The following is a 26,337-nucleotide window of genomic DNA, read 5'->3' as shown; positions in this document are numbered from 1 at the left end:
ATACCCCTCCGGGGTATCCGGTACGGTGGAACCCATGAGATCACTGCTCGCCTTGGTGGCCGCCGCCGTCACCGCCCTCTTCCTGTCCTCGTGTACCAGTCCGGCCTCCGACGGCCACACCGACCACGAGCACGGCGGCGAATCCAGCTCGGCGGCCGCCGCGGATGCGTCGACGACGAACAACGCCGCTGACGTCACCTTCGTGACCGGGATGATCCCGCACCACGAGCAGGCGGTTCGGATGTCGAGCATGGTGCCCCAGCGTTCGACCAACCCGGCGGTGATCAAGCTGGCCGCCGACATCTCCGCGGCGCAGGGCCCGGAGATCGACACCATGAAGGCGTGGCTGGCCCAGTGGACCGGCGGGAACGACGCCGGCGGCGCTCACGACGGCCACGACATGGGCGCCATGGACGGCATGGTCGACGACGCGACGATGACGAAGCTCGAGACCTTGAAGGGCGCCGACTTCGACGACCTGTGGTTGCGCTCGATGATCGGTCACCACGAGGGCGCCATCAAGATGGCCAACACCGAGATCGCCGAGGGCGCCAACGTCGATGCGAAGAAGCTGGCCACCCAGATCGTCACTGCCCAGCAGGCCGAGATCGACCAGATGAAGAAGATGGTGGGCCAGGCATGACCGAGGCCGACGCAGGGCGCGACGTCGACGACGACGTCCCACATGGGTATTCGCCGCACAAGGAGAACTACGCCAAGCGGCTGCGACGCATCGAGGGCCAGGTGCGCGGCGTCGCGAAGATGATCGAGGACGACAAGTACTGCATCGACATCCTCACCCAGATCAGCGCCGTCAACAGTGCCCTGCGATCGGTTGCCCTGGGTCTTCTCGACGAACACCTGGGCCACTGCGTGAGCCATGCGGTCGCCGAGGGTGGTGACGAGGCGGAGAAGAAGCTCGCCGAGGCTTCGGCGGCCATCGCCCGCCTGGTGAAGTCCTGAGCCGCGACCACGAATCGGCAGACCACTCACAGTCGAAGCCCAGCGGGGCGACGCGCGAACACGGTTAGCGTCGAGCGAAGGGGGCGCAGTGCCGCGCCCACGAAAGGGCCCGATGACCGCTTCGACGCAGTCCACGCAGAAGAACCGGTGGTCGCGCGTGCGCGACGAGTGGCATCAGCGTCTCGATCCGCCCCAACAGTCAGTGGTGGTGTCGTGGGCGTCGTTCACCACGACGTTCATCGGACTGCGCGCGCTCACGCATTGGATCAGAGACGGCCACGGACCATCCGGCGGTGGAATCAGTCTCGGCGGCAATCACTTTCATCACTACAACATCGGCATCGCGCTGCTCGGCGTGGTGGGCGGCATCGGTCTTCGAGGCGAGGAGCGCCATCGCCGTCACCCCGCCACGGCGGTCGCCTATGGCTCGGCGACGGCCCTCATCGTCGACGAACTGGCCCTGCTGCTGGACTTGAAGGACGTCTACTGGGCCAGGGACGGCCGCAAGAGCGTCGACGTGGCGGTCGGCGTCATCGCAGGTGGGGGACTGTTCGTCACCGGTTTGCCGTTCTGGCCGCACGCCCAGCGGGCACTGCGGTCCCGATGACCAGGTGCGGTGAAAGTAACGAAACCGGCGGCAGAGCCGAATAATTAGCAGGTCAATGCCGTTTCAACGGGGTGTTGGCCGATGGTGGGCCGGCGCGACGGTAAATACCTGGTCTCCGCGCTGTGCGACACTGGAATCACTTGTGTATTGGAGGTGGCGCATGCGCCAAGGAACGTTCAAGCGAACGACGACGCGGTTCGCCACTGCCGTCATTGCCGCCGGCCTGGTCGGCGGATCCATCATCGGCAGCCCTGCTGCCTGGGCAGACCCCGAGGTCAGCCCCGATCCGGCGGCCATCGACTCGCAGCCCGTCGAACAGCCGGCACCACCCCCGTTCGGGGACGTGCCGCCCCCGGCGCCGATGCCCTTCGGCTTCCCGCCGCCGGCCGATCCGAACGCTCCCGCACCGTTCAACCCGTTGGCTGCCCCCGCGCCACAGCCGACGGTGATTCCCGAGGGCACCCCGGCCGGGCAGGACCCGACGCCCTACGTCGGGCCTCCGGTGTTCGCGCCGCCGTCGTTCAACCCGAGCAACGGGTCGATGGTCGGCGTGGCCAAGCCGATCGCCATCAACTTCGCGCGGCCGATCGCCGACCGCCAGATGGCCCAGGCCGCCGTGCACGTGTCGTCGGTCCCGGCGGTGCCGGGCAAGTTCTACTGGCTCAGCGACACCCAGCTGCGCTGGCGTCCGATCGACTTCTGGCCGGCCAACACGACGGTCAACATCGACGCAGGCGGTGCCAAGTCCAGCTTCCGTACCGGTGAGTCGCTCGTCGCGACGGTGGACAACAACACCCACCAGATGCAGGTCGTCCGCAACGGCACGCTGGAGAAGACCTTCCCGGTGTCGATGGGCAAGACCGGTCACGACACCCCGAACGGCACCTACTACGTGCTGGAGAAGTTCCCGAGCATCGTGATGGACTCCGCCACCTACGGCGTGGACAACACGTCGGCTCAGGGCTACAAGCTCACGGTGCAGAACGCGGTCCGCATCGACAACAGCGGCAACTTCGTCCACAGTGCACCGTGGTCGGTGGCCGACCAGGGCAAGCGCAACGTCAGCCACGGCTGCATCAACCTCAGCGCGGCCAATGCCCAGTGGTTCTTCGACAACTTCGGCAGCGGCGATCCCATCGTCGTGAAGAACTCCGTCGGCACCTACAGCCAGAACGACGGCGCGCAGGATTGGCAGATGTAGGACTAGCGCCTACGAGAACGGCCGCCCCTTGGGGCGGCCGTTCGTCGTTCGAGGAGCTCTAGTTCCAGATGTGCACGCGCTGAGCGGGATCGAGGTACAGCTCGTCGGATTCGGCCACCTCGAATGCGTCGTAGAACGCGTCGAGGTTGCGGACGATGCCGTTGCACCGGAACTCCGGCGGCGAGTGCGGGTCGATCGCGAGCCGCCGGATGGCCTCTGCGTCGCGGGACTTGGTGCGCCACACCTGCGCCCAGCCGTAGAAGACCCGCTGGACGCCCGTCAGCCCGTCGATGACCGGGGCTCGATCGAATCCCCGGCTGCGCTCCTGCCCGCCGTCCTTGCCGCCCAGCGACAGCTCGTAGGCCAGCAGTGCGATCGACAGCCCACCGAGGTCGCCGATGTTCTCACCGACGGTGAAGGCGCCGTTCACGTGTTGCTCACCGCTGAGCTGGCGCGGCACGTACTTCTCGTACTGGGCGATCAACGCCTCTGTGCGTGAACCGAATTCGCTGCGGTCGGCGTCGGTCCACCAGTCGACGAGGTTGCCGTCCCCGTCGTACTTGGCGCCCTGGTCGTCGAAGCCATGGCCGATCTCGTGGCCGATCACCGCGCCGATACCGCCGTAGTTGGCAGCGTCGTCGGCCTCGGCGTCGAAGAACGGCGGCTGCAGGATCGCCGCGGGGAACACGATCTCGTTCATGCCCGGGTTGTAGTAGGCGTTGACCGTCTGCGGCGTCATGAACCACTCGTCCCGGTCGACCGGACCACCGAGCTTGGCCAGTTCACGGTCGTAGCCGGCGGCGTTGCCGCGCTTGTAGTTTCCGTAGAGGTCGGCCCGGTCGATCACCAGATCCGGGTAGTCGCGCCACCGCACCGGATAGCCGATCTTGGGGGTGAACTTGTCCAGCTTGGCCAGGGCGCGCTCGCGCGTCTCCGGCGTCATCCACTCGAGGTCGTTGATGCTGACGCGGTACGCCTCACGCAGGTTGTCGACCAACTCGTCCATCCGTGCCTTCGCGCCGGGCGGGAAGTGCCGTTCCACGTACAGCTTTCCAACCGCGTCACCCATCAGGTTCTCGACCAGTGCGACGCCACGCTTCCAGCGGTCGCGGATCTCCTGGGTGCCACTGAGGGTGCGACCGTAGAAGTCGAAGTTCTCCTCGATCAGGTCGTCGGTCAGCATCGCCGAGCGTCCGCTGATCAACCGCCAACGCAGCCACCACTTCCAGTCCTCGAAGTCGAGATCGGCCCAGAGTGCGGCGAACGCCGTCAGTGCGTCGGGCTGACGGACGACGACCTCGGCCGCGGCTTCCGGGGTCGTGCCGATCGCGGTGATCCACCCCTGCCAGTCGAACCCCGGCGCCTCGGCGACGAGGTCGTCGATGGTGCGCAAGTTGTAGGTCAGGTCGGCGTCGCGGCGCTTCACGACGTCCCAGTGGGCGGCGGCGATCTTGGTCTCCAGGGCCACGATTCGGGCGGCCGTGGCCTCCCACTCGTTGGGCTGGGGCTCCTCGCCGAGGGCGAGCGCCAGCATTCGCGTGATGTGGCGGGGGTAGGCCGCCAGGATCTCCGCGTGCTGGGCGTCGCGGTAGTACGACTCGTCGGGCAGGCCGAGACCGGACTGCGACAGATGCAGCAGGTAGCGCGTCGAGTCCTTGGAGTCGGTGTCGACGTAGAGGCCGGTGCCGCCGCCGACGCCGGTGCGCTGGAATCCGCCGAGGATCGCCGCGAGGGCAGTGCGGTCGGCCGCCTCGTCGATCGTCGCGAGCTCGTCGCGCAGCGGCTGGACGCCGACCCGGGCGACGGTGTCGGTGTCCATGAAGCTGCCGTAGAGGTCGCCGACGCGTTGCTCGTCGGTGCCCGGCTGCGGATCCGATTGGCTGGCCTCGACGATCAGATCGCGGACTTGCTCCTCGGCGCGGTCGGCGAGCAGGCGGAAGGCGCCGTCGGTGGCGCGGTCGGCGGGGATGTCGTAGTCGGTCAACCAGCGGCCGTTGACGTGGCCGAACAGATCGTCTTGGGGTCGGGTGTCGTCGTCGACGAAGGACAGGTCGATACCGGAGTGGGTAGCTTCTAACGTCACCCGACCATCCTGCCAGCCGCGGCCGCCGCGGGGGGCCGGGTACCCTCACGGCCATGCCCGAGCAGCTCGACGACGAGCCCACCCCGGTTGCCAGCGGCGGCCCGAGCGGGTTCGGGATCGGCTCGGCGGTGCTCGGCCTCGTATCAGTCGCGGCGGTGGTCCTGGCGGTGCTGCTGTGGAACGGTCACCGCCACGACGTCGACGAACGCGCCTACCAGACCCGTGTGCTGCAGGCCGCCGCCGACTGGACGGGCGTCTTGATCAACATGAACTCCAGCTCGGTGGTCCAGAGCATGCGCACCCTGCACGACGGCACGGTCGGTCAGCTGAACGCGAACTTCGAGACCGCCGTCGAACCGTTCAGCCAGGTGGTGCAGAAGCTGCAGTCCCAGACCGTCGGGCAGGTCGAGTCCGTTGCCATCGAGTCCCTGTTCCACGCCACCCCGGGCGATCCGGGGCTGCCGCCGGTGCCCCAGCCCGAGCTGGCCACGGTGTCCTCGCGCACCGACAACGTCCTCGTGGTCGCCACGTCGGTCAGCCAGAACGTCGGGTCCAAGCCGCTGACGGTGCACTGGGCGCTGCGGCTGGCGATCTCCGACGTCGACGGCAAGCTGCTGGTGTCGCGGCTGGAGACCATCCGATGAGGAATCGCTTGCGGGTGCTGGCATTCGACGTGCTCGCACCGCTGGGCGCGATCCTGGGTCTGCTCTACGTCGGCGTCGCGCTCGCCTGGCCGCTGTGGTGGGTGTCGGTGTGTTCGGTGCTGTGCCTGCTGATCGTCCAGGCCGTCGTGGTCAACGTCGTGCTGTGGCGGCGCGACGGCGTCACCGTCGGCACCGACGACGACGGGCCTCGCCTGCGGCTGGCCGTGATGGGGTTGACCACGGTCGCACTGGCCGCCGCGGTCGCGGTCGGCTACCTGCAATGGTCGGCGCCGCAGTCGCAGCTGAACCGGGACATGACCGAGGTGGTCGGCATCGCCAGCAGCGCGGCCGAGGCGTCGGCGACGTTCACCCCGCAGAATCCCAGCGCCAACGTCGACCGGCTGACGGCGATGATGACCTCGAAGGGTGCCGACGGGTTCCGCAGCGAATTCGACTCCATGGCAAAGGATTTGACGAGCAAGGGGCTGACGGTGTCGGCCAGCACCGTCTCGGCGGGCGTGGAGGCGATCGGCCCGGAGGCGGCGGTGGTCGCGGTGATCATGCGGGGCACGCAGAACGCCGCGGGCAAGCAGCCCGCCAACGTGGCTCTGCCGCTGCGTGTTTCGCTGCTCAAGCAGGACGGGCGGTGGCTGGTCGACGACTTGTCGCCGATCAACTCCCGCTAGTCACTCGTTGCGCATCTTGGCGAAGCGGTCCGACAAGCGGCGCATCCTGATCATCAGTGAGGCCGCCGGGCTATGGGTGCCCTGCAGGTAGGCCGCGAACTGGTCGGCCGGAATGCCGATGCGCGAGGCGAACTCGTCCTGGCCGAGGCCCGAGCGCTGCAGCAGCATCTGAACGTGGCGACCCACCTCGGCGCATTCGTTGGCCTCCAACTGGGCCCGGGTGCGGGTGAGCACCTCGTCGAGCGCCTTGGACACCCCGTAGGGCGGGGCGGTGTCGAGCACTTCTTCGACCTGCCGGGCCGTCCGACCGTAGGGGTCGCGCTTGATGGCCACGACGATGCGCTGCCAGACGGTGAGATCGTCGGTCTCGAGGGCCTGGCGAATCGCCGACGTGGGCCAGAATTCGACGGGCCGCTGGTCGACCGTGGGTCGCCGTCGGGGCGCATTCGCCGCGGGCCTGGGGCGACCGGCGGCATCGCCGCGCGCGTCGCGCGTATCAGAAGTCAACGTCACCTCGCCTCCTCCAACATCGCCACCGCCACCGACAGGCAGCGCTGCCTCACGTGTGCCCAGTCGGACTCCGCCTCGGCGCTCATCCAGTCCTCGTCGTCGTCCGACGGATGCGGGTCGGCCAACCGCCGTACCAGTTGAGTAGCCACCCACTGGCTTCTCAATCGTTCTCCAGAGTAGTACCGGTCCATTTCGGCCAGCACCACCGCCGCAGTTCGAGTCTCCATGGACTCGACGAGATCGGCAAACTCGGCGTAGTCCCTGGCGTTGTTGCGGCACATGATCAGGTAGCACTTGAGCCGCAGGGTCTCGGCACCGGTCGGGATCTCCAGACGGTCGCCCGTCGGAAGCAGGACGTTGGTGGTCTCCATCGGGCCGCGTCGGCGCACCGCAGGCCGCTCCGCGTCCGACTCGGTCGCCAGGGCATCGAGGGCCACCGCGAGCCGGCCACGCCACATCGTCACCGGGTGCACCGGTTGGCGCGGGAAGAAACGGCTGCCGTTCTTGGCGTTGCGGGCCCCGGTGAGCCGGCCGGACCTGCCGCCGCCGTGGTAAGCGGTGTTCAGTCGCAGCGTGTCACCCGACCTGACCGGTGCGCCGCGCTCCTGCCCGCTGGTCGGTGACAGGCTGGCCAGCGGTTCGTCACCACCCTTGACGTGCACGGCGATCGACCCGCCCGGTGGCAGGCATCCGCTGAAGGCCAGCGGATCGGCCACGGTGACGGTCTCGTGGGCCAGCGTCTTGAGCTTCGCCGCGGACTTCACGACGTTGCGGATGTCGGCGCCCGACGGTCCCATCGTCGAGATGTCCTCGGGGATGACGACGAGGTCACCGATGTCGGCCTTGGGCAGCGGCTTCTCGAAGTCCACCGAGGGCAGGATGCGATCCAACCAACCGGGCAGCCACCAGTTCCACTGCGCGAACATCGCCATCAGTGCCGGCACCAAGACGAGGCGGACGATGGTCGCGTCGACGGCGATGGCCACCGCGCAGGCCACGCCGAGCTGGGCCACAAGCGGCATGCCCGCAAAGGCGAAGCCGATGAACACCGCGATCATGATGAGCGCCGCGCTGGTAATCGTGCGGGCGCTGGTGCTGACACCGTAGGCGACGGCGTCGCGGGTGTTGTTGGTCTGCAGGAAGCGCTCGCGGATGCGGGTCAGCAGGAAGATCTCGTAGTCCATCGACAGGCCGAACGTCATCGCCAGGACCAGCGGCGGGATGGTGCTGTCCAGCGAGCCGAGCGGCTCCAGGCCCAGCGCCTCCAACCAGCCCCACTTGAACACCACGACGAGGCTGCCGTAGGCCGCCGCGACGGACAGGCACGTCATCAGGACGCCCTTGAACGCCAGGAACACCGAGCGGATCGAGATCAGCAGCATGACGAATGCGATCAGCGCCACGAATACGAAGACCATCGGCTGGGTGGTGGCCACGCGCCGGTCGAAGTCCTTCAGCAGGGCCGTCGGACCGCCGACGTCGACCACGGCCGGGGAGCCGGCCGCCGCACTCGGCAACTCCGCGCGCAGCCAGTCGACGGTGTCGCGCGCCGCCGGATCCTCGGGGTCGATCGACAGCACCGCCGACAACAGCGCGCTGTGGTTGTCGTTGGCGAACACCGGGGGTGACACCGTCGCGACGTCGGGACCCTGGGTCATCTTCTGCTGCAGCGCGTCGAGTGCGCCGGTGTTCTGGGCGGCGTTGGCATTGCCGTCGGGGAAGGTGACCAGCACCTTGATGGGCCCGAGCGCGCCAGGGCCGAGCGCCTGGGCGGCCGCGTTGATGCCGCCTCGAATCTCGTGGGTGGGGGCGAACTGGCGCTGCAGGCTGTTGCCCAGCGTCATCGCGAACGCCGGGGTGGCCAACGCCACCAGGACCACCGTCGCGCCCAGGGCCGAGGTCCACTGACGGCGCATCACCCAGCCCACCCAGCGCGTCCAGAACCTCGACTGCGTGGTCTCGGGGCGGCGCGAGACGTGCAGGTAGGACGACCGCTTGGAGGCCGCCTTGCCGAACGTCGCCAGTACCGCGGGGATCAGCGTGGTCGAGGTCAGCACGGCGAGCGCGACGGCCAGGATCGCCCCGGTCGCCATCGACGTCAACACGGGCGTGTGGATGAGGTAGATGCCGGTGACGGACGCGATCACCGTCAGACCCGAGAGCAGTACGGCCAGTCCCGAGGTCGCCATCGCGGCGTCGGCCGCCTGGGCGGGCTCGCGGCCCGAGCGCAGTTCCTCCCGGAAGCGCATCAGGATGAACAGGGAGTAGTCGACGGCCAGGGCGATGCCGAACATCGACACCGTCGAGGTCACGAACACCGACATCTGGGTGACCATCGCGAGCAGGTAGACCAGCCCCATGGTCACGACCACGGTGCAGATGCCGAGCACGAGGGGCACCGCCGCGGCGGCGAGCGAACCGAACACCGCCAGCAGCACGATCAGGACGATCGGCAGGTTCCACTTCTCGGCTTGGGCGATGTCGTGCTTGGTGGCCTCACTGGCCGCGGCGCCGAGGGCACCCTGGCCGATGACGTAGAGCTTGACGTGCCCGTTCTCGATCTGACCGGGCTGGTCCCCGTCGATGCCGACCAACTTGCGCAGCTGTTTGGCGACGTCGGAGCTGCCGCTGTTGAAGTCGGTCTGCAGGGACACGACGTACGGCCGGTCGGGCTGCGGCGGCGGCTGCTGCGGATTGGGCATCACCTTGACGCTGGGCACCTGGGCCGCGATGCGCTCGAGCTGGGCGACGGCGCCGTTCATGTCGTCGAATGTGGCGTCGGCCCGGGGCGCGGCAACCAGGGCAAGGGGTGAGGCGCCCTGATCCGGATAGTGGTCCTGGATGGCGTGCTCGACGCTCAGCGATTGCGAGCCGGCGACCTCGAAGCCGCCACCGGTGAGGTTGCCCGACTGGTTGAGGGCGAGGTACACCGACGGGACCAAGAGAAGCAGCCACGCGATGAACACTGCCCAGCGGTATCGCCGCAGCTTGCTGCTCAACCGCAACATGAACTGCTGGATGGCTGGCCCTGCCTTACTCCCCGGGTTGCTCCTGCGTTTCGAAACGAGAGCCTACCGCAGCACGAGGTAGGGTTTCCGACCCTCGCGACCGGCGGACGGGTTCGGCGACCGCGGCTCGACCGAGCTGGGTATTTGCTGTGCCGATTGGTAGCCAGGCTACGCCGATGGCATCATGGCCCGTGATCGTGAGGAGAACACCTGTGCAGACCACTTCAGCCGTCCGGCGCTGCCTCGGCGGCGTGTTCGCTGCTTCCATCCTCGGAGGTGCGATCGTGGCCGTCTCGACCCCGTCGGCGCCGTCGGCCACCGCGGCCGCCGATCCCTGCGCCGCCAGCGAGGTGGCCCGCACGATCGGGTCGGTGGCCACCTCCACGGGCAACTACCTCGACGCCCATCCCGAGACGAACACGGCGCTGACGACGATCTCACAGCAACAGTCGGGACCGCAGTCGCTCGTCGCGCTCAAGACGTACTTCGACGCCAATCCGCAGGCGGCCAAGGACATGCAGGCGTTGCAAGCCCCGCTGCAGGGGCTCTCGGCCCGGTGCCGGCTGCCGTTCACCGTCCCGCAGGTGCTGGGTCTCCTGCAGGGGGCGCAGTCGCAGACCGGGGCGCTGCCCGGAAGTTTGCCCAGCGCGCTGTCCAATGCGCAGAACGCGACCTCGCCCGGAGCGGTCCTGCCCGCGCCGTCCTCGGCCACGGCGGTCGTCCCGCCCGGCACCGGGCCGCTGCCCGGGCCGGCCACCGCCACTCCCAGGTAACCGACAGCGAGTAGTCGGCGTGTTCACGAGGTCCGCGTGAACAGCGGGTTCGACGGTTTCGGCGGCGGAATGGACGCAAGGCGAGAAACTCGCGAACGATTCTGCTTAGCTTTCCGATGTGGGCGACCGCGGACACCCGTGGTCGCCACCGCATCTCGGACAGTCGTGCACATTCGAAGAAGGAGCTTGATCATGTCGATCTCGGCCCGCGCTGGGCGACGTGCGGTAGCTGGTGCCATGGGCGCCGGTGCGATCGCAGGCGCGATGCTGTTCGCAGCGCTTCCGTCTGCCTTGGCCGACGATCCGGCCCAGAACCCCCCGAACTGCAGCGCCGCGGATTCGTCCGGCGTGTCCTCGGGCGTGGCGGCGTCGACGTCGGCGTACCTGTTCTCCCATCCCGACGTGAACTACTTCTTCACCAGCCTCGAAGGCCTGCCCCGCGACGAGGTCCGCGCCAAGGTGGCCGACTACATGGACGCCAACCCGGGCGCCAAGGCCGATCTGACGGGGATCCGTCAGCCCCTCGTCGACCTGAAGAACCGCTGCGGGGCCGCTCCTGCGCCCGCAATCCCGTAACCCAGGGTGCGGGTGGCAGAACCAACCGCGCTCGAGGGCGCTGGTCGCACGGTGTTGATGGTCGACGACGATCCCGACGTTCGCACGTCGGTGTCGCGTGGACTGCGACATTCGGGTTTCGACGTGCGGGTCGCGGCGACGGGCAAGGAAGCGCTGCGGCTGCTGTCCAACGAGTCTCACGACGCGTTGGTCCTCGACGTCCAGATGCCCGAACTCGACGGGGTCGCGGTCGTGACGGCGCTGCGGGCCTTGGGCAACGACATCCCGATCTGCGTGCTCTCGGCGCGAGACACGGTCAACGACCGGATCGCCGGTCTCGAAGCCGGTGCCGACGACTACCTCACCAAACCGTTCGATCTCGGTGAGCTGGTCGCCCGGTTGCACGCCCTGCTGCGTCGCTCGAGCCTGTCGGAGCGGTCGCCGGACACCATGACCGTCGGTCACCTGACCATCGACACCGCCCGGCGGCTGGTGTTCGTCGAGGGTGAGCGCGCCGAGCTGACCAAGCGGGAGTTCGACCTGCTGGCCGTCCTGGCGGAGAATGCGGGCGTGGTCTTGACGCGGCAGCGGCTGCTCGAGTTGGTGTGGGGTTACGACTTCGAGGTCGACACGAACGTCGCCGACGTGTTCATCAGCTATTTGCGGCGAAAGCTGGAGCGTGAGGGCCATCCCCGGGTGATCCACACCGTCCGCGGGATCGGCTACGTCCTGCGCGACGAGCCCTGAGGTGCAGCCACCCCGCTTCGGCAGGTCCGCGTCGCTGCGCACCCGCGTTGCGCTGGCGTCGGCGGCCGCGGCCGCGGCGGTGGTCGCCGTGTTCACGGTGCTGACGTCGGTGGTGTTGGCCAACAACGACGCCGCGCAACTCGACCGGCGACTCGACTCGATCGTCGACGCCAGCGTCTACGACCAGACCAACGGCGTGCTGCAGACCGGCCGCGAGCGGTCCTCGGGGCAGGTGGTGTTCCAGCGCGGCTTCCAGCTGCCCCAGCTGCCGCCCGGCACCGAGACCGTCGAGGTCAACGGCATCGAATACCGGGTGCGCACCATTCCCGTCGACCAGCAGGGCGGGGTGATGATGTCGGTCGGCATCCGCGCCGACAGCATCCTGCTGAACCGGGCGCGAATTCCGCTCTACACCGCCGTCGGCGTGGTCACCGTCCTCATCGCGGGCGGGCTCGGCTGGATGCTGGCCGGTCCGGCCATCCGACCGCTGCGCAGGCTCACCGAGCAGACGATGCGGCTAGGCAAGGGCAGCGACCGGATGACGGCGGTCAAGGGTGCGCGTGAGGCCGAGGAACTCTCCGACGCGATGGCCGACATGCTCGAACGCCTCGCCGCCGCGCAGCTGGCCACCACCAACTCGCTGCAAGCGGCTCAGGACTTCGCGGCGAATGCGGCCCACGAGTTGCGCACGCCGCTGACGGCGATGCGAGCCGACCTGGACACGCTGCGCATCCACGACCTGCCCGCCGAGGAGCGCGACGAAGTCGTCGGTGACCTGGCGCGCGCCCAGCGCCGGGTGGAGGCGATCATCACCGCGCTCGGTCAGCTCGCGTCGGGTCAGCTCGCCCAGGTCGAGGATCGCGAGATCGTCGACGTCACCGACATGCTCGACAGGGTGGCCCGGGAGAACGCCAGGGCGGGTGACGTGGAGATCGTCGTGCAGAGCGATGACGCCATCGGGACGATCTGGGGCTGGCCGGGAGGACTGAGGCTGGCGGTGGACAACCTGGTGCGCAATGCCATTGCGCACGGCGGCGCGACCACGATCCTGCTGACTGCGCACCGGCACGCCGGGGGCGACGGCCGCGGCGAGGTGCTCACCATCGTCGTCGACGACGACGGGTGCGGGTTGCCCGCCGACGAGCACCAGTTCGTCATGGGCAGGTTCGCCCGCGGCAGTACGGCCACGCCGGGCGGATCCGGGCTGGGGCTGGCCCTGGTGGCGCAGCAGGCGCAACTACACGGCGGCGGCATCGAACTCTCCGACGGACCGCTCGGCGGGCTACGTGCAACGCTGACGGTGTCGACGTCACCTGAGCCGGAATCGAATTCGAGCCCCGACGATGCGCTCAGCGCCGAGCCAGGGCCCTTGCGCCGAGGCGCCAACCGAGTAGCAGGATGGCGGTCGAAAGCGAAGCGACCACCACGAAGCTGAATGCGGTGCCGGCAGAGGTGGCCTTGCGCAGCGCCATTCCCACGATCACGGTGCCGAGCCAGATCACGACTCCGGTGGGCGCAAGGGTCGTCGGCCGGCGCCACGCCCTGGTGATCGACCACCCGACCGCCGTTCCGGCCAGGAACGGCCACGCGGTCTCGGCGACGCCCGCCACGGTGATTCCCTCTGCGTGACTGCGTCTTCCGATGGCGCAGAACACCAGGACGCACAGCGCGTCGGCCGCGGCCGCGGTGGCGACGGCTCGGCGGTCAGCGTGCGGCATAGGTCATCACGTCGAGTACCAACGGGCTCAGGCCGGTTTCCTCGCGGGGTGTGCTCCCCGGCGCCATCGAAGCGGGTTGGCCGGTGAGCAGGGGATCGAGTGCATCCATGGAGGCCAGTCTTCCGTCGAGGGTGAAGTTCTTGATGGTGAAGGGCAATCCGTTGGAGCGCAACGGATCCGGTGAGCTCATCACGTGGAAGTGTAGATGCGGAGCGTCGGTGTTGCCGGTGTTGCCGAGCTTGGCGATCACCTGTCCCGTGCTGAGCAGCTCACCCGGCTTGACCGTCACGCTGCCGGTGGCGAGATGCGCGTACAACGCGAAGTTTCCGCCGCCGATGTCCTGGACGACGTGGTTGCCGGCGTACTGGTCGAGCGGCAGACCGGTGGGGCTCTGGCCCGCCGTCTGCTCGGGCAGCCCGTCGAGCACGGCCACGACCGGACCGTCGGCGACCGCGTGGATGCCCGACCCGAAGTACGGGTAGCTCTGCGGTCTGCTCCGATCGCCGGCGAACAGCGTGCCGTCAGCGCTGAGTTGCACGTAGTCGACGGCGAATCGCTCTGCGGCCCAGAGGTTTCCGTCAAGCGGGTTGAGTGCCATCCGGTGCGCGGTCATGTCACAGCAGCTGTTGCCATCCAACCAGCGCGGGCCGTCCAGTGGCGGGGCGATCTCGACGGGCTTCTGAGTGGAGACGGTCACCGGGGCGACGGCGTTCTCGGTGACGGTGGCGGGCAGCAGCGGTGGCGTCGGCTTGGCGAGGTCGGCGACGATGGTGTGCGTCAGTTCGGTCGGGACGGGTGCCGCCTCGTCGAGCACGACGTCGAGCCACACGATGCCGGCTCGGCCGGGTCCCAGTGTCGCGGTGGGGGTTTGGCTCGCGCCGAGCGCGCGCATCCAGTAGGACAGCTGGTCACCGCTCAGCGTCAGCAACTCCTCGTCGCCGGACTTGACCGACAACGACTTGAGCGTCACGTCGCCGTCGAGGACGTTGGTCAGCTGCACCTCGTAGGCCAGATGGCGCTTGCCGTCGGTCGCCGGCACCGGCACGGGTGCGGCGACGACGCTGGCGATTACGGGCGTGGCCTGGGCCGGCGGTCCGGAGGGCGACGCCGTGGGCGAACCGGCCGACGGGCGGGCGGCGCTGCTGGAGGTGGGCGGGCCTTGCGTCGGGCTGCCGCATGCGGTCACCAGGACCATGGCGCCGAGGGTCGCAACGGTGCCGATGCCTATGCGGTGCATCCGCCGATCCTAGGGCCGGTCCCCGGTAGCGCGTCCTGGTTCGGCGTCGCCCGTCACGGTGTCCGGCGGTGTCGCGTCCGGGTCGATGGCGCTTTCGGTGCGGAACAGGAAGAAGAACACCACCCAGCCGATCGCCGAGATGAAGATCCAGCTCACCAGTCGGTAGATCAGCATCGCCGAGATCGCCGAGGCCAACGTCATCCCACTCGACACCAGGCCCGGCACCAGGACGGCCTCGACGACCAGCAGCCCGCCGGGCATCAGCGGAATCGAGCCGACTGCGCGGGCCGCGGCGTAGGCAACGGTCAGCCCCGCCAGCGACGGCTTGCCACCTGCGGCGTAGGCGGCGAACGCCAGACAGGCCACGTCGGCGACCCAGTTGAACACCGACCAACTGAACGCCGTGCCCAGAGTCCGACGGCTCATGCTGACCGACTCGAGCTGGCAGAGCATCTCGCGCCACTTGGTCAGGCCGGTGTCAGCGGGCTTGCCCAGCAGCGAGTTGATCCCCGACAGCACCCGGACCCCGATGCCGTCGATCTGCTGCGGGTTCGCCGCGACCGACTGCGCAAGCAGCAGCAGCGCCAGGAACCCTCCGAGGGTGAAGATCAGCGACAGCGGATTCTTGCTGGCCCCGAGCAGGAAGGCGCCGCCCAGGCCGATCAGTGCGAGACCCACCACCTGCAGGACGCCCGACATGACCAGCTGCCAGGACGCGACCATCGGCGAGGCGCCCCACAGGCGTTGCTGCCGGTAGACGAACGTCGCGGAGAGCACCGGGCCGCCCGGCATCGTCGTCGACAACGCGTTGCCGGCGTAGAACGCGGACTCCGAACGCCACTGCCGGACGACGACACCCGCGGACTTCAGCAGGGTGCGCTGGATCTGGGCGAAGCTGTGCATGGACGCCAGCGCGGCGAATGCGGCGGCCAGCACCCACCACCAGTTGGCCGTCAGCAGACTGCGCCACGCCTTGGCGAGCTGATCCCACACCAGCACGATCTCGACGGCGAGCACGGTGACGGCGATGCCGACGAGAAGCCAGCGCACCCACCAGTACCGTCCGCGGCTGCGTGGACTGCCCGCCGGGTCCGCTTCCCCGGTCGCTTCGCTCCTGCCCGCCGGGTCCGCTTCCCCGGTCGCTTCGCTCCTGCCCGCCGGGTCCGCTTCCCCGGTCGCTTCGCTCCTGCCCGCCGAAGTCGCCTCGCTCTCGCCCTGGACGGCATCCTGCGACACGAGTACAGGGTAACGGCGCACCACCGCCCGGCGAGCTTTGCCAGAACCCTTGCCGCGAGTCGTTACGCTTCCGGAATGCCCACCCGGTCGGCGGAGACTCCCGCATCCCCGCTCAACTCGATCTCACTGGATCCGGTGGCCGATGCGTCGGTACACCACATCGTCCGCAAGACCGCCGCCTGGTCGTGGCGGTTGCTGATCATCCTCGGCGCGTTGGTCGCGCTCATTTGGGTGGTGTCCCAACTCGAGGTCATCGTGGTGCCGGTGCTGCTCGCGACGATGGTGACCGCGATGCTGCTGCCGCTCGTCGACTACCTGGACCGCCGTGGCCTGCCGAGGGGTGCGGCGGTCGCACTGGTCATCTTGACCAGCATCGTGGTGGTCGGCGGCCTCCTGACCTTCGTCGTCAGCCAGTTCATCCAGGGCGCCCCGGCGCTGGTCGACCAGGTGACCCTGAGCATCACCAATGCCCGCAACTCGCTCAACACCGGCTTGCTGGCGCACTTCAGCAACGACCAGATCAAGAGCGCGACCGACACCGCGATCGAGGCGCTCAAGAACAACCAGTCCAAGTTGACCAGCGGCGCCCTGTCGACGGCCGGCACCATCACCGAGATCGTCACCGGCGCCCTGCTCATGCTGTTCACGCTGATCTTCCTGCTGCAGGGCGGCCGCCAGATCTTCGCGTTCGTCACCAAGATCTTCCCCGGGACCGTCCGCGAGCGGGTGCGCGATGCCAGTCGGGCGGGGTTCCACTCGCTGATCGGCTACGTTCGCGCCACCTTCCTGGTGGCGTTCGTCGACGCGGTGGGCATCGGGACGGGGCTGGCGATCATGGGCATCCCGCTCGCGCTGCCGTTGGCGTCCCTGGTGTTCCTCGGAGCGTTCATCCCCTTGGTCGGTGCGGTGCTCACCGGCGGGCTCGCCGTCATCGTGGCGCTCATCGCCAAGGGGTGGGTGTATGCCCTGATCACCCTCGGGCTCATCGTCGCCGTCCAACAACTCGAGGCGCATGTGCTGCAGCCGCTGGTGATGGGCCGCGCGGTGTCGCTGCACCCGCTGGCCGTGGTCCTGGCGATCACCGCGGGCGGCGTGACGGCAGGCATCGTGGGCGCACTGCTCGCCGTGCCGATCGTCGCGGTGCTCAACAGCGCGGCGCGCGTCCTGCTGGCCGACGATCCGGCCGCCGAGGCTGCTGCGCTCGCCCTCGACGACGAGCCGCCCGGCGAGGGTCGAACCGACGAGCCGGCGCCGACGAGCTAGAGCCGACCCTCTCGACGCAGCAGATCCGCTGCGCTCATACCGCCACCCCGACGCTTGGGGGCCTCCTCGGCCGCCTCCCGGGTGTCGATCTTCTCGGTCTGGTCGGCATCCGCCGGACGAGACGTCGGAATCGCGGTGGTCGGCGGCTCGTTGGCCGGCGGCGGAGGTTGACGTCGGCTGGCCGTGGGCGGCCGCTTGGCCTCACCGGCAGGGGCTCCACCACGCAGGTCGCCCAGCCACGACTCGATCTCCCGGCTGCCCGCGGCACCCGAGCCCCGCGGCGCAGACCCCCGCGCCGGTGCCGCGGTCCGCGGTGGGGCGGCGGTGCGATTCGGGTCCACGCGCGGCGTACGCGTGGTGGGCGCCTCGGCCTGAGCCGGGATCCGGGTGGTCTGGTCGGCGGGTACGGCCGGCCGTTGGGTGGGAATCGCGGTGGTCGGCGGCTCAACGGCAGGTGCCGGCGGTGCCGTCGGGAGACGGGTGGTACCGGCGGCCGACGGCGGGCTGACGCGCTGCGGCGCGACCTTGCCGGTGGCAGCGGAGCGGGGCCCGGGCTGCGGGTGGGTGGGGTCGTGCGGGGGCAGTGCCCGCATGGGTGCGCCGGCGCCGACGAGGGCCTCGGAGTCGACCTCGGCCTCACGGGCGGTGGGCCGCTTGCGCTCGTCGGGCAGCTCGACCTCGCCGAGGCCGAGGCGCTCCTGGATGCGCTTCATCCACTGCGGCGCCCACCAGCAGTCGTCACCAAGCATCTTCATGATGGCGGGGACCAGGAACATGCGGATGATCGTGGCGTCGAGCAGCAACGCGAGCAGCAGACCGAACGCGAGGTACTTCATCATCACCAGGTCGGAGAAGACGAACGCGCCCGCGACGACGGCCAGGATGAGCGCGGCGCCGGTGATCAACCGGCCGGTGGTCGCCGTGCCGACGCGGATCGCCTCGGCGGTGGACAGCCCGCGCGCCCTGGCCTCGACCATGCGGGAGACCAGGAAGACCTCGTAGTCGGTGGACAGACCCCAGATGACGGCGATGATCAGGCCGATCATCGGCGCCATCAGCGGCTGCGGGGTGTAGTTCATTAGGCCCGAGCCGTGCCCGTCGACGAACATCCACGTCAGGATGCCCATCGTCGAGCCGAGGGTGAGCGCGCTCATCAGCGCCGCCTTGATGGGCAGCACCAGCGAGCCGAACGCCAGGAACATCAGCACCGTGGTGGTCAGGATCAGCACCACGACCATCAGCGGCAGCTTGGCGAACAAGCTGTGGATGCTGTCCTGCTCGAGTGCCGGAGTGCCGCCGACCCAGATGGTCACGCCCTTGGGGGCGGACATCTCGCGAAGTTCGTCGATCTTCTTGGAGGCGTCGTTGCGTACCTCGAGGCCGTTCTGCAGAACGCAGGGCAGGTCCTTGGACAGGCACGGGTGCGGTTGTCCGTCGGTGCCGATCGGGATCTTCGGATCCTTGACGTCCGGGGCCACGGGCCGTTCGTCCCACGTACCCGTGAAGCCGGTGATCTGGGAGGCCTCGTTCTTCACCTGAGCCAACTGCTCGGGCGTCGCGCCCTGGACGACCAGGGTCAGCTTCTCGGTGCGGTACCCGGGGAAGCTGGAGTCGAAGGCGTTCTGCGCCTGGCGTACCGCGTTGTCCGGTGGCAGGTACTTCTCGCTGATGCCGCCGAGGGCCAACTGACCGAGCGGGATGACCAGCAGGATCATCACGATGACGATGGGCAGGGCGAAGGCGCCCGGGCGCTTCATCACCTTGTTGACCAGGGTGCCCCAGAAGCCCTTCTCGACCTCTTCGCGAGTCTTGGTCTTCTGGGTCTTCTCGGCCAGGAAGTTCAGCCACCACAGCGTGATCCTGCGGATCAGCGGGACGAAGCGTGCGAGCACGAGGATCGCGGTGACGGTCGCGCAGAAGATCACGATGCCCAGCAGGATCCAGAACAGGGCGCCCTCGATGACGCCGGCGTCACGCAGGGCGTAACACCCGTAGGCCAAGCCGCCGTAGAGGCCGAGGTAGGCGAACACCAGGCCGATGTAGGCCAGCGTGTCGCCCTGTTCGCCGGTCTTCTTGATCTGTTGACGGGCGACGTGACCGACGGCGATGCCGATCGGCGGGAGCAAGATGCCCGTCGGGATGGCGGCGAGGGCCAGGGTGTTCTTCTTCGGGTTCGACGGATCCGAGTGGATGGTGTTCGGCATCGCGAACTTCTTCAGCGACCCGACGCCGATCGAGTCCACCCGGTGGCCGAGCACCGCGAGGGCGGCGATGAGCACCGTGTTCGACATGATCGCGGCGAGCATGACCGAGGCGATGATGGCGTAGGTGATCGACTTGAGGAAGCCCTGCGGGAACAACAGCAGCGGTACCGACGACGCGACGATGATCACCGCCGAGAACATGACGGTGCGACCCGAGGTCATCATCGTGCGCCGCACGGCGGCCGGGGTGTCGTAACCCTCGGCCAGTTCCTCTCGGAACCGGCTCACGATGAACAGGCCGTAGTCGATCGCGATGCCCAGGCCGATCAGCGTGACGACTGGTTGGGCGAAGAAGTGCACGGGGGTGAACTCCGCGGCCAGGCGCATGATGCCCAGCGCGCCCATGATGGTCAGGCCGCCGATGATGGCCGGAAGGCTGGCCGCGATGACGGTGCCGAAGACGAAGAACAGCACCACGGCGACGAGCGGGATGGCGGCGACCTCGGCGCGCTTCTGGTCGTCGCCGATCGTGCCGGTCAGCTCGCTGGCGATGGGCTGCAGACCGGCGAGCTGGATCTTGCCGTCGTCGACGGTCTGCAGGTCCGGCTGGATGATCTTGTAGTTCTTGAGGATGGTGTCGTCGTCGTCGCCCTTGAGCGGCATGACGATGAACGTGCGCGTGCCGTCGTTGGCCAGGGCCTTGTTGGTGGTGGGGTCACCGGTCGGATTGGTGAGGTAGCCCTGCCAGGACAAGATTTGATTCGGGTGGTCGGCGACGACCTTGTCGAGCTCGGCCTTGATCTGCTTGGACCACTGCGGGTCGTTGACCTTCTTGCCCTCGGGTGCGTCCAGGACGCCGACGATGTGGCTCAACCGGTCGCGACCGTAGACGTCGTCGGCCAGCTCCGAGGCGGCCACCGACTGACTCGTCTCGTCGTAGAACCCACTCTGCGTGACGTGCTGGCCCAGGCTCGCGCCGTAGATGCCGCCGCCAACGCACAGCGCAACCATGATTCCGATGACCAAGTACCGGAATTGGTACACCATCCGACCCCACCAGGCGAACACGTGAGCTCCTAACTGATCTTCTTCAAGTTCTCTCTAGCTCCACTGCTTCGATCTCAACCGGTCACGAACGTGAGGTAAGTAGCGAGGACAGCGGCCGGAACGGCTGCAACCACGCCCCTTGCTGGGGCAGCGAATCGAGGCCGATTCGCGGTAGAGGCTCCCGGAAGACACCAGAGATGTCCTCGAGGTCGACGAACTCCAAGGTATCCGACGCTAGCGCCCAACTCGCATGTTCGCGAAATCCGAGAACGCTGACGGGGACACCGTCGCGGGCGATGTCCTCCAACGGCAGGCGGAACGCCTGACCGTCCGCCGACGCGACGAACACGCTGGCCAGACCCTCGCGGCGACGCAGCGCGATGTGCTCGAGCATGTCGCTGTCCACGTCGCTGTCGTCGTCGATCTTCGGTTTGGCGAACACCGCGAAACCGACGTTGCGCAATGCCTCCACCCACGGGCGGACGACGTCGGCGCTGCCCGGGGCGATGTTGGTGAACACCGTGGCCTCGGGCTCGAAGGTGACCTGCGGCTCCTCGGCGGCACGGTCGCGTGACAGGTCGGCGGTGCGGGCCAGCAGCCAGCGCCCCAGGGCGTCGAACCGTGGCCGGTGCGCCGCGGTCGGGCGGCCGCCGAGGATGGAGCCGAGACCCATGTCCAGGTTGGGTGCGTCCCACACCAGGAGCACGCGCTGAGGGGTGCGAGGCTGCGGCGCCTGGGTGACGGCGTCGCCATCGGAGTCCGCATCGAGGTCTTCGTCACGTCCGTCGTCGGCGGGCAGGTCCTCGTCGACCATCCCGACGTCCTCGGTGAGGCTCATGGGCGCTTCTCCCACAGGAACTCGGAGACGGCGCTGCCCGCACGCTGCGCCTTGTCCTCGTACTTGGTGACGGGTCGGCGCACGGAGATCGGAAGGTGCTCGGCGGCCTCGTCGAGCACCGAGTGATCCAGCCTGCGCAGCGCCGGCTCGGCGTCGCCGACCTCGCCGATCTGCTCGGCGTAACCCGGATGATCGGTGGCGGCGTGCAGGATGCCGCCGGGCCGCAGCCGGTCGGCGATCAGCGCCACGGTCTCCGGCTGGAGCAACCTGCGCTTGTGGTGGCGCGCCTTGGGCCACGGGTCCGGGAAGAACACCCGCACGCCGGTCAGGGACCCCGGTCCGAGGAGGTGTTCGAGCACGTCGACGCCGTCGCCGCGGATGAGGCGCACGTTGGCCAGGCCCTCGCGGTCCAGACCGTTGAGCAGTTGGGCCAGGCCACGCTTGTAGACCTCGACCGCGATGACGTCGAGGTCCGGTTCGGTCGCGGCCATCGCCAGGGTCGAGACCCCCGTGCCGCAGCCGATCTCCAGAACCAGGGGCGCCGACCGACCAAACCAGGCCCGAGGGTCGACGGGTTCGGCGAGCGTGCCGTCGGCGTCGCGGACCACCATTCCGAGCTCTGGCCAGCGGCGATCCCACGTTTCGCGCTGCAATCCGGACAACGCCGACCGCCGGGAACGGAAGCTGCTGACCCGTCGTGGGGCGTGCGCGGCGACGGCGTCGTCCTCGGAGACCGGCGAGTCGGCCTCCTCGCGCTGCACGTGCATCCGTCCATGGTCGCTCATCTAGGCCCTCGTGCCCGCATCGTGGTGCATTTCGATACCCAACAGTTGCCTTCAGCCGCTAGCGCGCAAACCTCTGAAATTGCCGCTCGGCGGGGGTGACAGGCGGTGTCACGATGACATCCGGGGGAGGAATCGTGACGAAGGCGTTCATCGACGAACTGCACGGGCTGGCACGGGCCGCGGGCCGCCTACACCTCGCGGCGGTCGTCGAGCGCCTCGAGCGGCCGACGAGCGTGGTGGTGACGGGTCGTGACGGCGTGGGCCGGGGATGCGTGACGACGGCGCTGCGGCGTCGCGGGATCGCCGTCGGCGACGTCGAGGGCGGGCTCGACGTCTGCGTCGTGGTGATCGCGGAGGCGGTCAAGGCCGAGGACCTCTCCCTGATCGAAGAGGCCCGTCGACCGGTGCTCGTGGTGCTCACCAAGGCCGACCTGGCCGGGGCGGGGCCGGCGGGTCCGGTCGAGGTGGCCCGACGGCGCGCGGCGGCCGACGCCCGCCGTCTAGGGGTTCCCGTCGTACCCGTGGTGGGACTGCTCGCCGCGCTCGGCCCCACGGGTGCGGTCGAGGACGATCTCGTCGACGCCCTGGGCCGGTTCGTCGCCGAGCCGCCGAACCTCACCGGTGTGGATGCCTTCGTCGGCGACCCGCACTCGGTCGACCCGGACGTGCGCCACCGGCTGCTGGCGCGGCTGGACCGCTTCGGTATCGCCCACGCGGTGCTGGCGCTGCAGGCGGGCTGCGACGCCGACCGGCTGGTGTCCCAGCTGGCGCGAGTGGCCAACATCGACGAGGTGATGACCGTCCTTCATGCGGCGGCGGCGCCCGCCCGGTATCGCCGACTCCGGGGTGCGATCGCCGAATTGCACGCATTGGCAAGCCAATTCGACGACCGGGCGCTGGAGGAGTTGCTGATCGCCGACGTCACGGCGATGGCCGCGATGTCCGCGGCGGTCGACGTGGTCACCGCGGCCGGGGTGGCGGTGGACGCCGGTGACACCGTGGCGGCCCATCGCCGGCGGGCGATGAGGTGGGGCGCCTACGCTCGCGGACCCGTCACCGCGTTGCACCGGCAGTGCAGCACCGACATCGTCCGGGGTTCGTTGCGGCTGTGGGACGGAGGCCGGGCGTGACGCCGGTGATTCTGGTCGCCGGTCCGCCGCTGGCCGGAGTGGACGGCGTCGTGGCGGCCGTACGGGCCCGGCTGCCCGACGCGGTCGTGGAGGTCACCGGCACTCGGCCGCCCGACGTCGTGCTCGCCGTCGTCTCGGCGGCAGCCCCGATGACGAGGTCGGACTGGGCGTCGGTCGAGCTGGTGGCCGAGCGGGCCGGTGTGGTGCTCGGGGTGGTGTCGAAGGTCGACGCGCATCTGGGGTGGCGTGACGTGATGGCCGCCAACCGGGAGTTGGTCGCGTCGTGGGACGCGCGGTACCGGTCGACGCCGTGGCTGGGTGTCGCCGCGGCGCCGGACCTCGGAGCGCCTCACGTCGACGAGCTGGTCGACCTGATCCGGGAGGAAATCTTTCGAATTCCGCCGCGGCGCAACCGGATGCGATCCGTCGCCGCCGGGTGCGGACCGGACCCGGCCGAGGCTCGGCGGGCGCTACAGCGAAGTCGGCTACGGCTGTTGCGCGTGGTCAGGGAGCTCGGTGCGGCCTGGCGCGCGGAGCAGAGGGCGGCGGCCGCCGAGGTCGGTCCAGGCGCGACGGCCGACTTCGAGGCGACGGTGGCCGCCGCGGCACTGGACTTCCACCTCCGGGTGGCCGAGGAGGTCGACCGGGAGATCGCCACCGCCGCGGCCGAGGTGGGCGCCGTCTCGACGCCGCCGGCCCCGTCGTACGACCCACCCGAGACGAGTGGTTCGGCGACGTCGTCGCGACGCCTCGAGGGCCGGCTCGCGGCGGTGCTCGGCGTGGGTTTCGGGTTGGGCATCGCGCTCGCATCGAGTCGGCTGCTGGCTTGGGTGGTTCCCGGGTGGTCGGCGGCCGGGTGGGTCCTCGGGACCGCGACGGGGCTGGCGTTGGTGGTGTGGGTGGTGCGAACGCGCCGGCTGCTAAACGATCGCGCGGCGCTCGACAGGTGGGTGGTGGAGGTCGCCGCGACCCTGCGCTGGCACGGAGAGGCGACGGTCGCCGAGCGATTGCTGGCCGCCGAATCGGCGTGGGCGGTCGGGCCGCATCCGGTGCGTCGAAACAGGGCCTCGACGACTGGCCAATTGACGCGCGATTATGTTACTGACCAGTATGAATGGTGTTGATTCGAGGATATGTTCGCGAATTTCGCCGGAAACGCTCATCTGAATCGTTCCTGTGAGACAACGGACATACCACCGATTAACCGCGGGTATGTCACCCACGTTAACCTCGAACCCAGGCATTCACCGAGACCGCCAGCAGGAGATGTAGATGACCTCAGCGACCATTCCGGGACTGGACAGCGCACCGACGAAGCACGAGGGGCTGCTCGCCTGGGTTCGCGAGGTTGCCGAGCTCACCGAACCGGATCGGGTCGTGTTCGCCGACGGCTCCGACGAAGAGTACGAGCGGTTGACCACCCACCTCGTCGAGGTGGGCACCTTCCAGAAGCTCGACGACAAGAAGCAGCCCAACTCCTTCCTCGCGCTGTCGGATCCCTCGGACGTCGCGCGCGTCGAGTCGCGGACCTACATCTGTTCCGAGCGCGAGATCGACGCGGGCCCGACCAACAACTGGATGGATCCCGCCGAGATGCGGGAGCTAATGACCGGTCTGTACCGGGGCTCGATGCGAGGACGCACCCTCTGGGTGGTGCCGTTCTGCATGGGACCGCTCGGCGCGGAGGATCCGAAGCTCGGGGTCGAGATCACCGACTCCGAATACGTGGTGGTCTCCATGCGCACCATGACCCGTATGGGCAAGGCGGCGCTGGACAAGATCGGTGACGACGGCTTCTTCGTGAAGGCCCTGCACTCGATCGGTGCCCCCCTGGAGCCGGGCCAGGCCGACGTGCCGTGGCCGTGCAACGACACGAAGTACATCACCCACTTCCCCGAGACCCGCGAGATCTGGAGCTACGGCTCCGGCTACGGCGGCAACGCGCTGCTGGGCAAGAAGTGCTACTCCCTGCGCATCGCCTCGGCGATGGCGCACGACGAGGGTTGGCTCGCCGAGCACATGCTGATCCTCAAGCTCATCAGCCCGGAGAACAAGGCCTACTTCATCGCCGCGGCGTTCCCGTCGGCGTGTGGCAAGACCAACCTCGCGATGCTGCAGCCCACCATTCCCGGTTGGCGCGCGGAGACCGTCGGCGACGACATCGCGTGGATGCGGTTCGGCAAGGACGGCCGCCTCTACGCGGTCAACCCCGAATTCGGCTTCTTCGGCGTCGCGCCGGGCACCAACTGGAGCAGCAACCCCAACGCGATGAAGACCATCGCCGCCGGCAACACCGTCTTCACCAACGTCGCCAAGACCGACGACGGTGACGTGTGGTGGGAGGGGCTGGAAGGCGAGCCCGACCACCTCATCGACTGGAAGGGTCACGACTGGATCCTGCGGGAGACCGAAAGCAAGGCGGCGCATCCGAATTCGCGCTACTGCACCCCAATCTCGCAGTGCCCCACGCTGGCTCCCGAATGGGACGACCCTCAGGGCGTGCCGATCTCGGCCATCCTGTTCGGTGGTCGCCGCAAGACGACGGTGCCGCTCATCACCCAGGCGCGCGACTGGCAGCACGGCGTGTTCATCGGCGCCACACTGGGTTCCGAGCAGACCGCCGCCGCCGAGGGCAAGGTCGGCACGGTCCGCCGCGACCCCATGGCGATGCTGCCGTTCCTCGGCTACAACGTGGGCGACTACTTCCAGCACTGGATCGACCTCGGCAAGAACGCCGACGAGTCCAAGATGCCGGCGGTGTTCTTCGTCAACTGGTTCCGTCGTGGCGACAACGGCCGGTTCCTGTGGCCCGGGTTCGGTGAGAACAGCCGAGTGCTGAAGTGGGCTATCGAGCGCATCGAGCACCAGGCCGAGGGCAAGAGCACCCCGATCGGCATCGTGCCGACCGCCGCAGACCTCGACCTCGACGGTCTCGACGTGGACCCGGCCGACGTCGACGAGGCGCTGGCGGTCAGCCCCGAGGAATGGCGCAAGGAATTGCCGCTGATCGAGGAGTGGTTCTCTTTCGTCGGCGAGAAGCTGCCGACCGGCATCAAGGACGAGTTCGACGCGCTCAAGACCCGGCTGGCCGAGGCCGACTAG

23 protein-coding genes are annotated in these 26,337 nt (G+C 68.8%); 14 read left to right on the top strand and 9 right to left on the bottom strand.

Annotated features, from left to right (window positions below; all coding sequences use genetic code 11):
• Positions 1-34: 34 nt before the first annotated feature.
• The 4 genes from ABZ195_RS17950 (at position 35) to ABZ195_RS17935 (ending at position 2,771) form a co-directional block, all read left to right on the top strand.
• Positions 35-643, top strand: coding sequence for a DUF305 domain-containing protein (locus ABZ195_RS17950; RefSeq protein ID WP_355220052.1), 609 nt, complete (start codon positions 35-37; stop codon positions 641-643).
• A complete protein-coding gene (locus tag ABZ195_RS17945; protein WP_355220050.1) occupies positions 640-963 on the top strand; it encodes a metal-sensitive transcriptional regulator in 324 nt (107 codons plus the stop codon). The genes ABZ195_RS17950 and ABZ195_RS17945 overlap by 4 nt, the downstream gene beginning before the upstream one ends.
• A gap of 112 nt (positions 964-1,075) precedes the next feature.
• Entirely contained in the window at positions 1,076-1,570 is a 495-nt protein-coding gene (locus tag ABZ195_RS17940; RefSeq protein ID WP_355220048.1) for a hypothetical protein, read from the top strand.
• 160 nt (positions 1,571-1,730) lie between these two features.
• Positions 1,731-2,771, top strand: coding sequence for a L,D-transpeptidase (locus tag ABZ195_RS17935; protein ID WP_355220046.1), 1,041 nt, complete (start codon positions 1,731-1,733; stop codon positions 2,769-2,771).
• Positions 2,772-2,829: 58 nt separating this feature from the next.
• Here ABZ195_RS17935 and ABZ195_RS17930 read toward each other — a convergent pair whose 3' ends face one another.
• Positions 2,830-4,854: a M13 family metallopeptidase gene (locus ABZ195_RS17930; protein ID WP_355220044.1), complete on the bottom strand. Its 2,025-nt coding sequence runs from the start codon at positions 4,852-4,854 to the stop codon at positions 2,830-2,832.
• A gap of 53 nt (positions 4,855-4,907) precedes the next feature.
• On the opposite strand from ABZ195_RS17930, the gene ABZ195_RS17925 reads away from it, so the two are divergent.
• Entirely contained in the window at positions 4,908-5,498 is a 591-nt protein-coding gene (locus tag ABZ195_RS17925) for a hypothetical protein (RefSeq protein ID WP_355220042.1), read from the top strand.
• A complete protein-coding gene (locus ABZ195_RS17920; RefSeq protein ID WP_355220040.1) occupies positions 5,495-6,184 on the top strand; it encodes a hypothetical protein in 690 nt (229 codons plus the stop codon). Before ABZ195_RS17925 ends, ABZ195_RS17920 begins: the two co-directional genes overlap by 4 nt.
• Here the strand turns inward: ABZ195_RS17920 and ABZ195_RS17915 are convergent, their stop codons facing one another.
• Both ABZ195_RS17915 and ABZ195_RS17910 read right to left on the bottom strand, forming a co-directional pair.
• A complete protein-coding gene (locus ABZ195_RS17915) occupies positions 6,185-6,697 on the bottom strand; it encodes an XRE family transcriptional regulator (RefSeq protein ID WP_355220038.1) in 513 nt (170 codons plus the stop codon).
• A complete protein-coding gene (locus ABZ195_RS17910; protein ID WP_355220036.1) occupies positions 6,694-9,702 on the bottom strand; it encodes an MMPL family transporter in 3,009 nt (1,002 codons plus the stop codon). Before ABZ195_RS17910 ends, ABZ195_RS17915 begins: the two co-directional genes overlap by 4 nt.
• 212 nt (positions 9,703-9,914) lie before the next feature.
• Between ABZ195_RS17910 and ABZ195_RS17905 the strand changes: the two genes are divergently transcribed.
• The 4 genes from ABZ195_RS17905 to ABZ195_RS17890 all read left to right on the top strand — a co-directional run bounded on the left by ABZ195_RS17905 (position 9,915) and on the right by ABZ195_RS17890 (position 13,212).
• Positions 9,915-10,475, top strand: coding sequence for a hemophore (locus tag ABZ195_RS17905; RefSeq protein ID WP_355220034.1), 561 nt, complete (start codon positions 9,915-9,917; stop codon positions 10,473-10,475).
• Between the two features lie 192 nt (positions 10,476-10,667).
• A complete protein-coding gene (locus ABZ195_RS17900; RefSeq protein ID WP_355220032.1) occupies positions 10,668-11,051 on the top strand; it encodes a heme-binding protein in 384 nt (127 codons plus the stop codon).
• Positions 11,052-11,108: 57 nt separating this feature from the next.
• Positions 11,109-11,777 (top strand): response regulator transcription factor, encoded by a 669-nt coding sequence (locus ABZ195_RS17895; protein ID WP_173007885.1) that lies wholly within the window; start codon positions 11,109-11,111, stop codon positions 11,775-11,777.
• Position 11,778: 1 nt separating this feature from the next.
• A complete protein-coding gene (locus tag ABZ195_RS17890) occupies positions 11,779-13,212 on the top strand; it encodes a HAMP domain-containing sensor histidine kinase (protein ID WP_355220031.1) in 1,434 nt (477 codons plus the stop codon).
• Here ABZ195_RS17890 and ABZ195_RS17885 read toward each other — a convergent pair.
• Genes ABZ195_RS17885 through ABZ195_RS17875 form a run of 3 tightly spaced genes read right to left on the bottom strand, consistent with a single transcriptional unit; the run spans position 13,127 to position 15,782 of the window.
• A complete protein-coding gene (locus ABZ195_RS17885; RefSeq protein ID WP_355220029.1) occupies positions 13,127-13,495 on the bottom strand; it encodes a DUF3054 domain-containing protein in 369 nt (122 codons plus the stop codon). The genes ABZ195_RS17890 and ABZ195_RS17885 overlap by 86 nt on opposite strands.
• On the bottom strand, positions 13,482-14,732 hold the full coding sequence (locus ABZ195_RS17880; protein WP_355220027.1) for a M23 family metallopeptidase: 1,251 nt from the start codon (positions 14,730-14,732) through the stop codon (positions 13,482-13,484). The genes ABZ195_RS17885 and ABZ195_RS17880 overlap by 14 nt, the downstream gene beginning before the upstream one ends.
• Before the next feature lie 9 nt (positions 14,733-14,741).
• Positions 14,742-15,782: a YbhN family protein gene (locus ABZ195_RS17875; RefSeq protein ID WP_355220025.1), complete on the bottom strand. Its 1,041-nt coding sequence runs from the start codon at positions 15,780-15,782 to the stop codon at positions 14,742-14,744.
• Positions 15,783-16,088: 306 nt separating this feature from the next.
• On the opposite strand from ABZ195_RS17875, the gene ABZ195_RS17870 reads away from it, so the two are divergent.
• Positions 16,089-17,231, top strand: a complete 1,143-nt coding sequence (locus tag ABZ195_RS17870) for an AI-2E family transporter (protein WP_355220340.1) — start codon at positions 16,089-16,091, stop codon at positions 17,229-17,231.
• Here the strand turns inward: ABZ195_RS17870 and ABZ195_RS17865 are convergent.
• From ABZ195_RS17865 to trmB, 3 genes are all read right to left on the bottom strand, one after another.
• The gene (locus ABZ195_RS17865; protein ID WP_355220023.1) at positions 17,228-20,503 is read right to left on the bottom strand and encodes an MMPL family transporter; all 3,276 of its coding nucleotides are present in this window, start codon (positions 20,501-20,503) and stop codon (positions 17,228-17,230) included. The genes ABZ195_RS17870 and ABZ195_RS17865 overlap by 4 nt on opposite strands.
• Before the next feature lie 61 nt (positions 20,504-20,564).
• On the bottom strand, positions 20,565-21,320 hold the full coding sequence (locus tag ABZ195_RS17860) for an NYN domain-containing protein (protein WP_355220021.1): 756 nt from the start codon (positions 21,318-21,320) through the stop codon (positions 20,565-20,567).
• Positions 21,317-22,105 (bottom strand): tRNA (guanosine(46)-N7)-methyltransferase TrmB, encoded by a 789-nt coding sequence (gene trmB / locus ABZ195_RS17855; protein ID WP_355220019.1) that lies wholly within the window; start codon positions 22,103-22,105, stop codon positions 21,317-21,319. Before trmB ends, ABZ195_RS17860 begins: the two co-directional genes overlap by 4 nt.
• Positions 22,106-22,239: 134 nt before the next feature.
• Here trmB and ABZ195_RS17850 point away from each other — a divergent pair, with 134 nt between their 5' ends.
• The 3 genes from ABZ195_RS17850 to ABZ195_RS17840 all read left to right on the top strand — a co-directional run bounded on the left by ABZ195_RS17850 (position 22,240) and on the right by ABZ195_RS17840 (position 26,337).
• Complete coding sequence (locus ABZ195_RS17850) at positions 22,240-23,235, top strand: hypothetical protein (protein WP_355220017.1); 996 nt, start codon at positions 22,240-22,242, stop codon at positions 23,233-23,235.
• Positions 23,232-24,359 (top strand): hypothetical protein, encoded by a 1,128-nt coding sequence (locus tag ABZ195_RS17845; protein ID WP_355220015.1) that lies wholly within the window; start codon positions 23,232-23,234, stop codon positions 24,357-24,359. The genes ABZ195_RS17850 and ABZ195_RS17845 overlap by 4 nt, the downstream gene beginning before the upstream one ends.
• Positions 24,360-24,507: 148 nt before the next feature.
• On the top strand, positions 24,508-26,337 hold the full coding sequence (locus tag ABZ195_RS17840) for a phosphoenolpyruvate carboxykinase (GTP) (RefSeq protein ID WP_355220013.1): 1,830 nt from the start codon (positions 24,508-24,510) through the stop codon (positions 26,335-26,337).

The organism is Mycobacterium sp. NPDC006124 (genome assembly GCF_040614235.1).
In the GTDB taxonomy this organism is placed as follows: domain Bacteria; phylum Actinomycetota; class Actinomycetes; order Mycobacteriales; family Mycobacteriaceae; genus Mycobacterium.
Note: the sequence above shows the minus strand (reverse complement) of the source record. Positions and strands in the feature narration are given on the sequence as shown.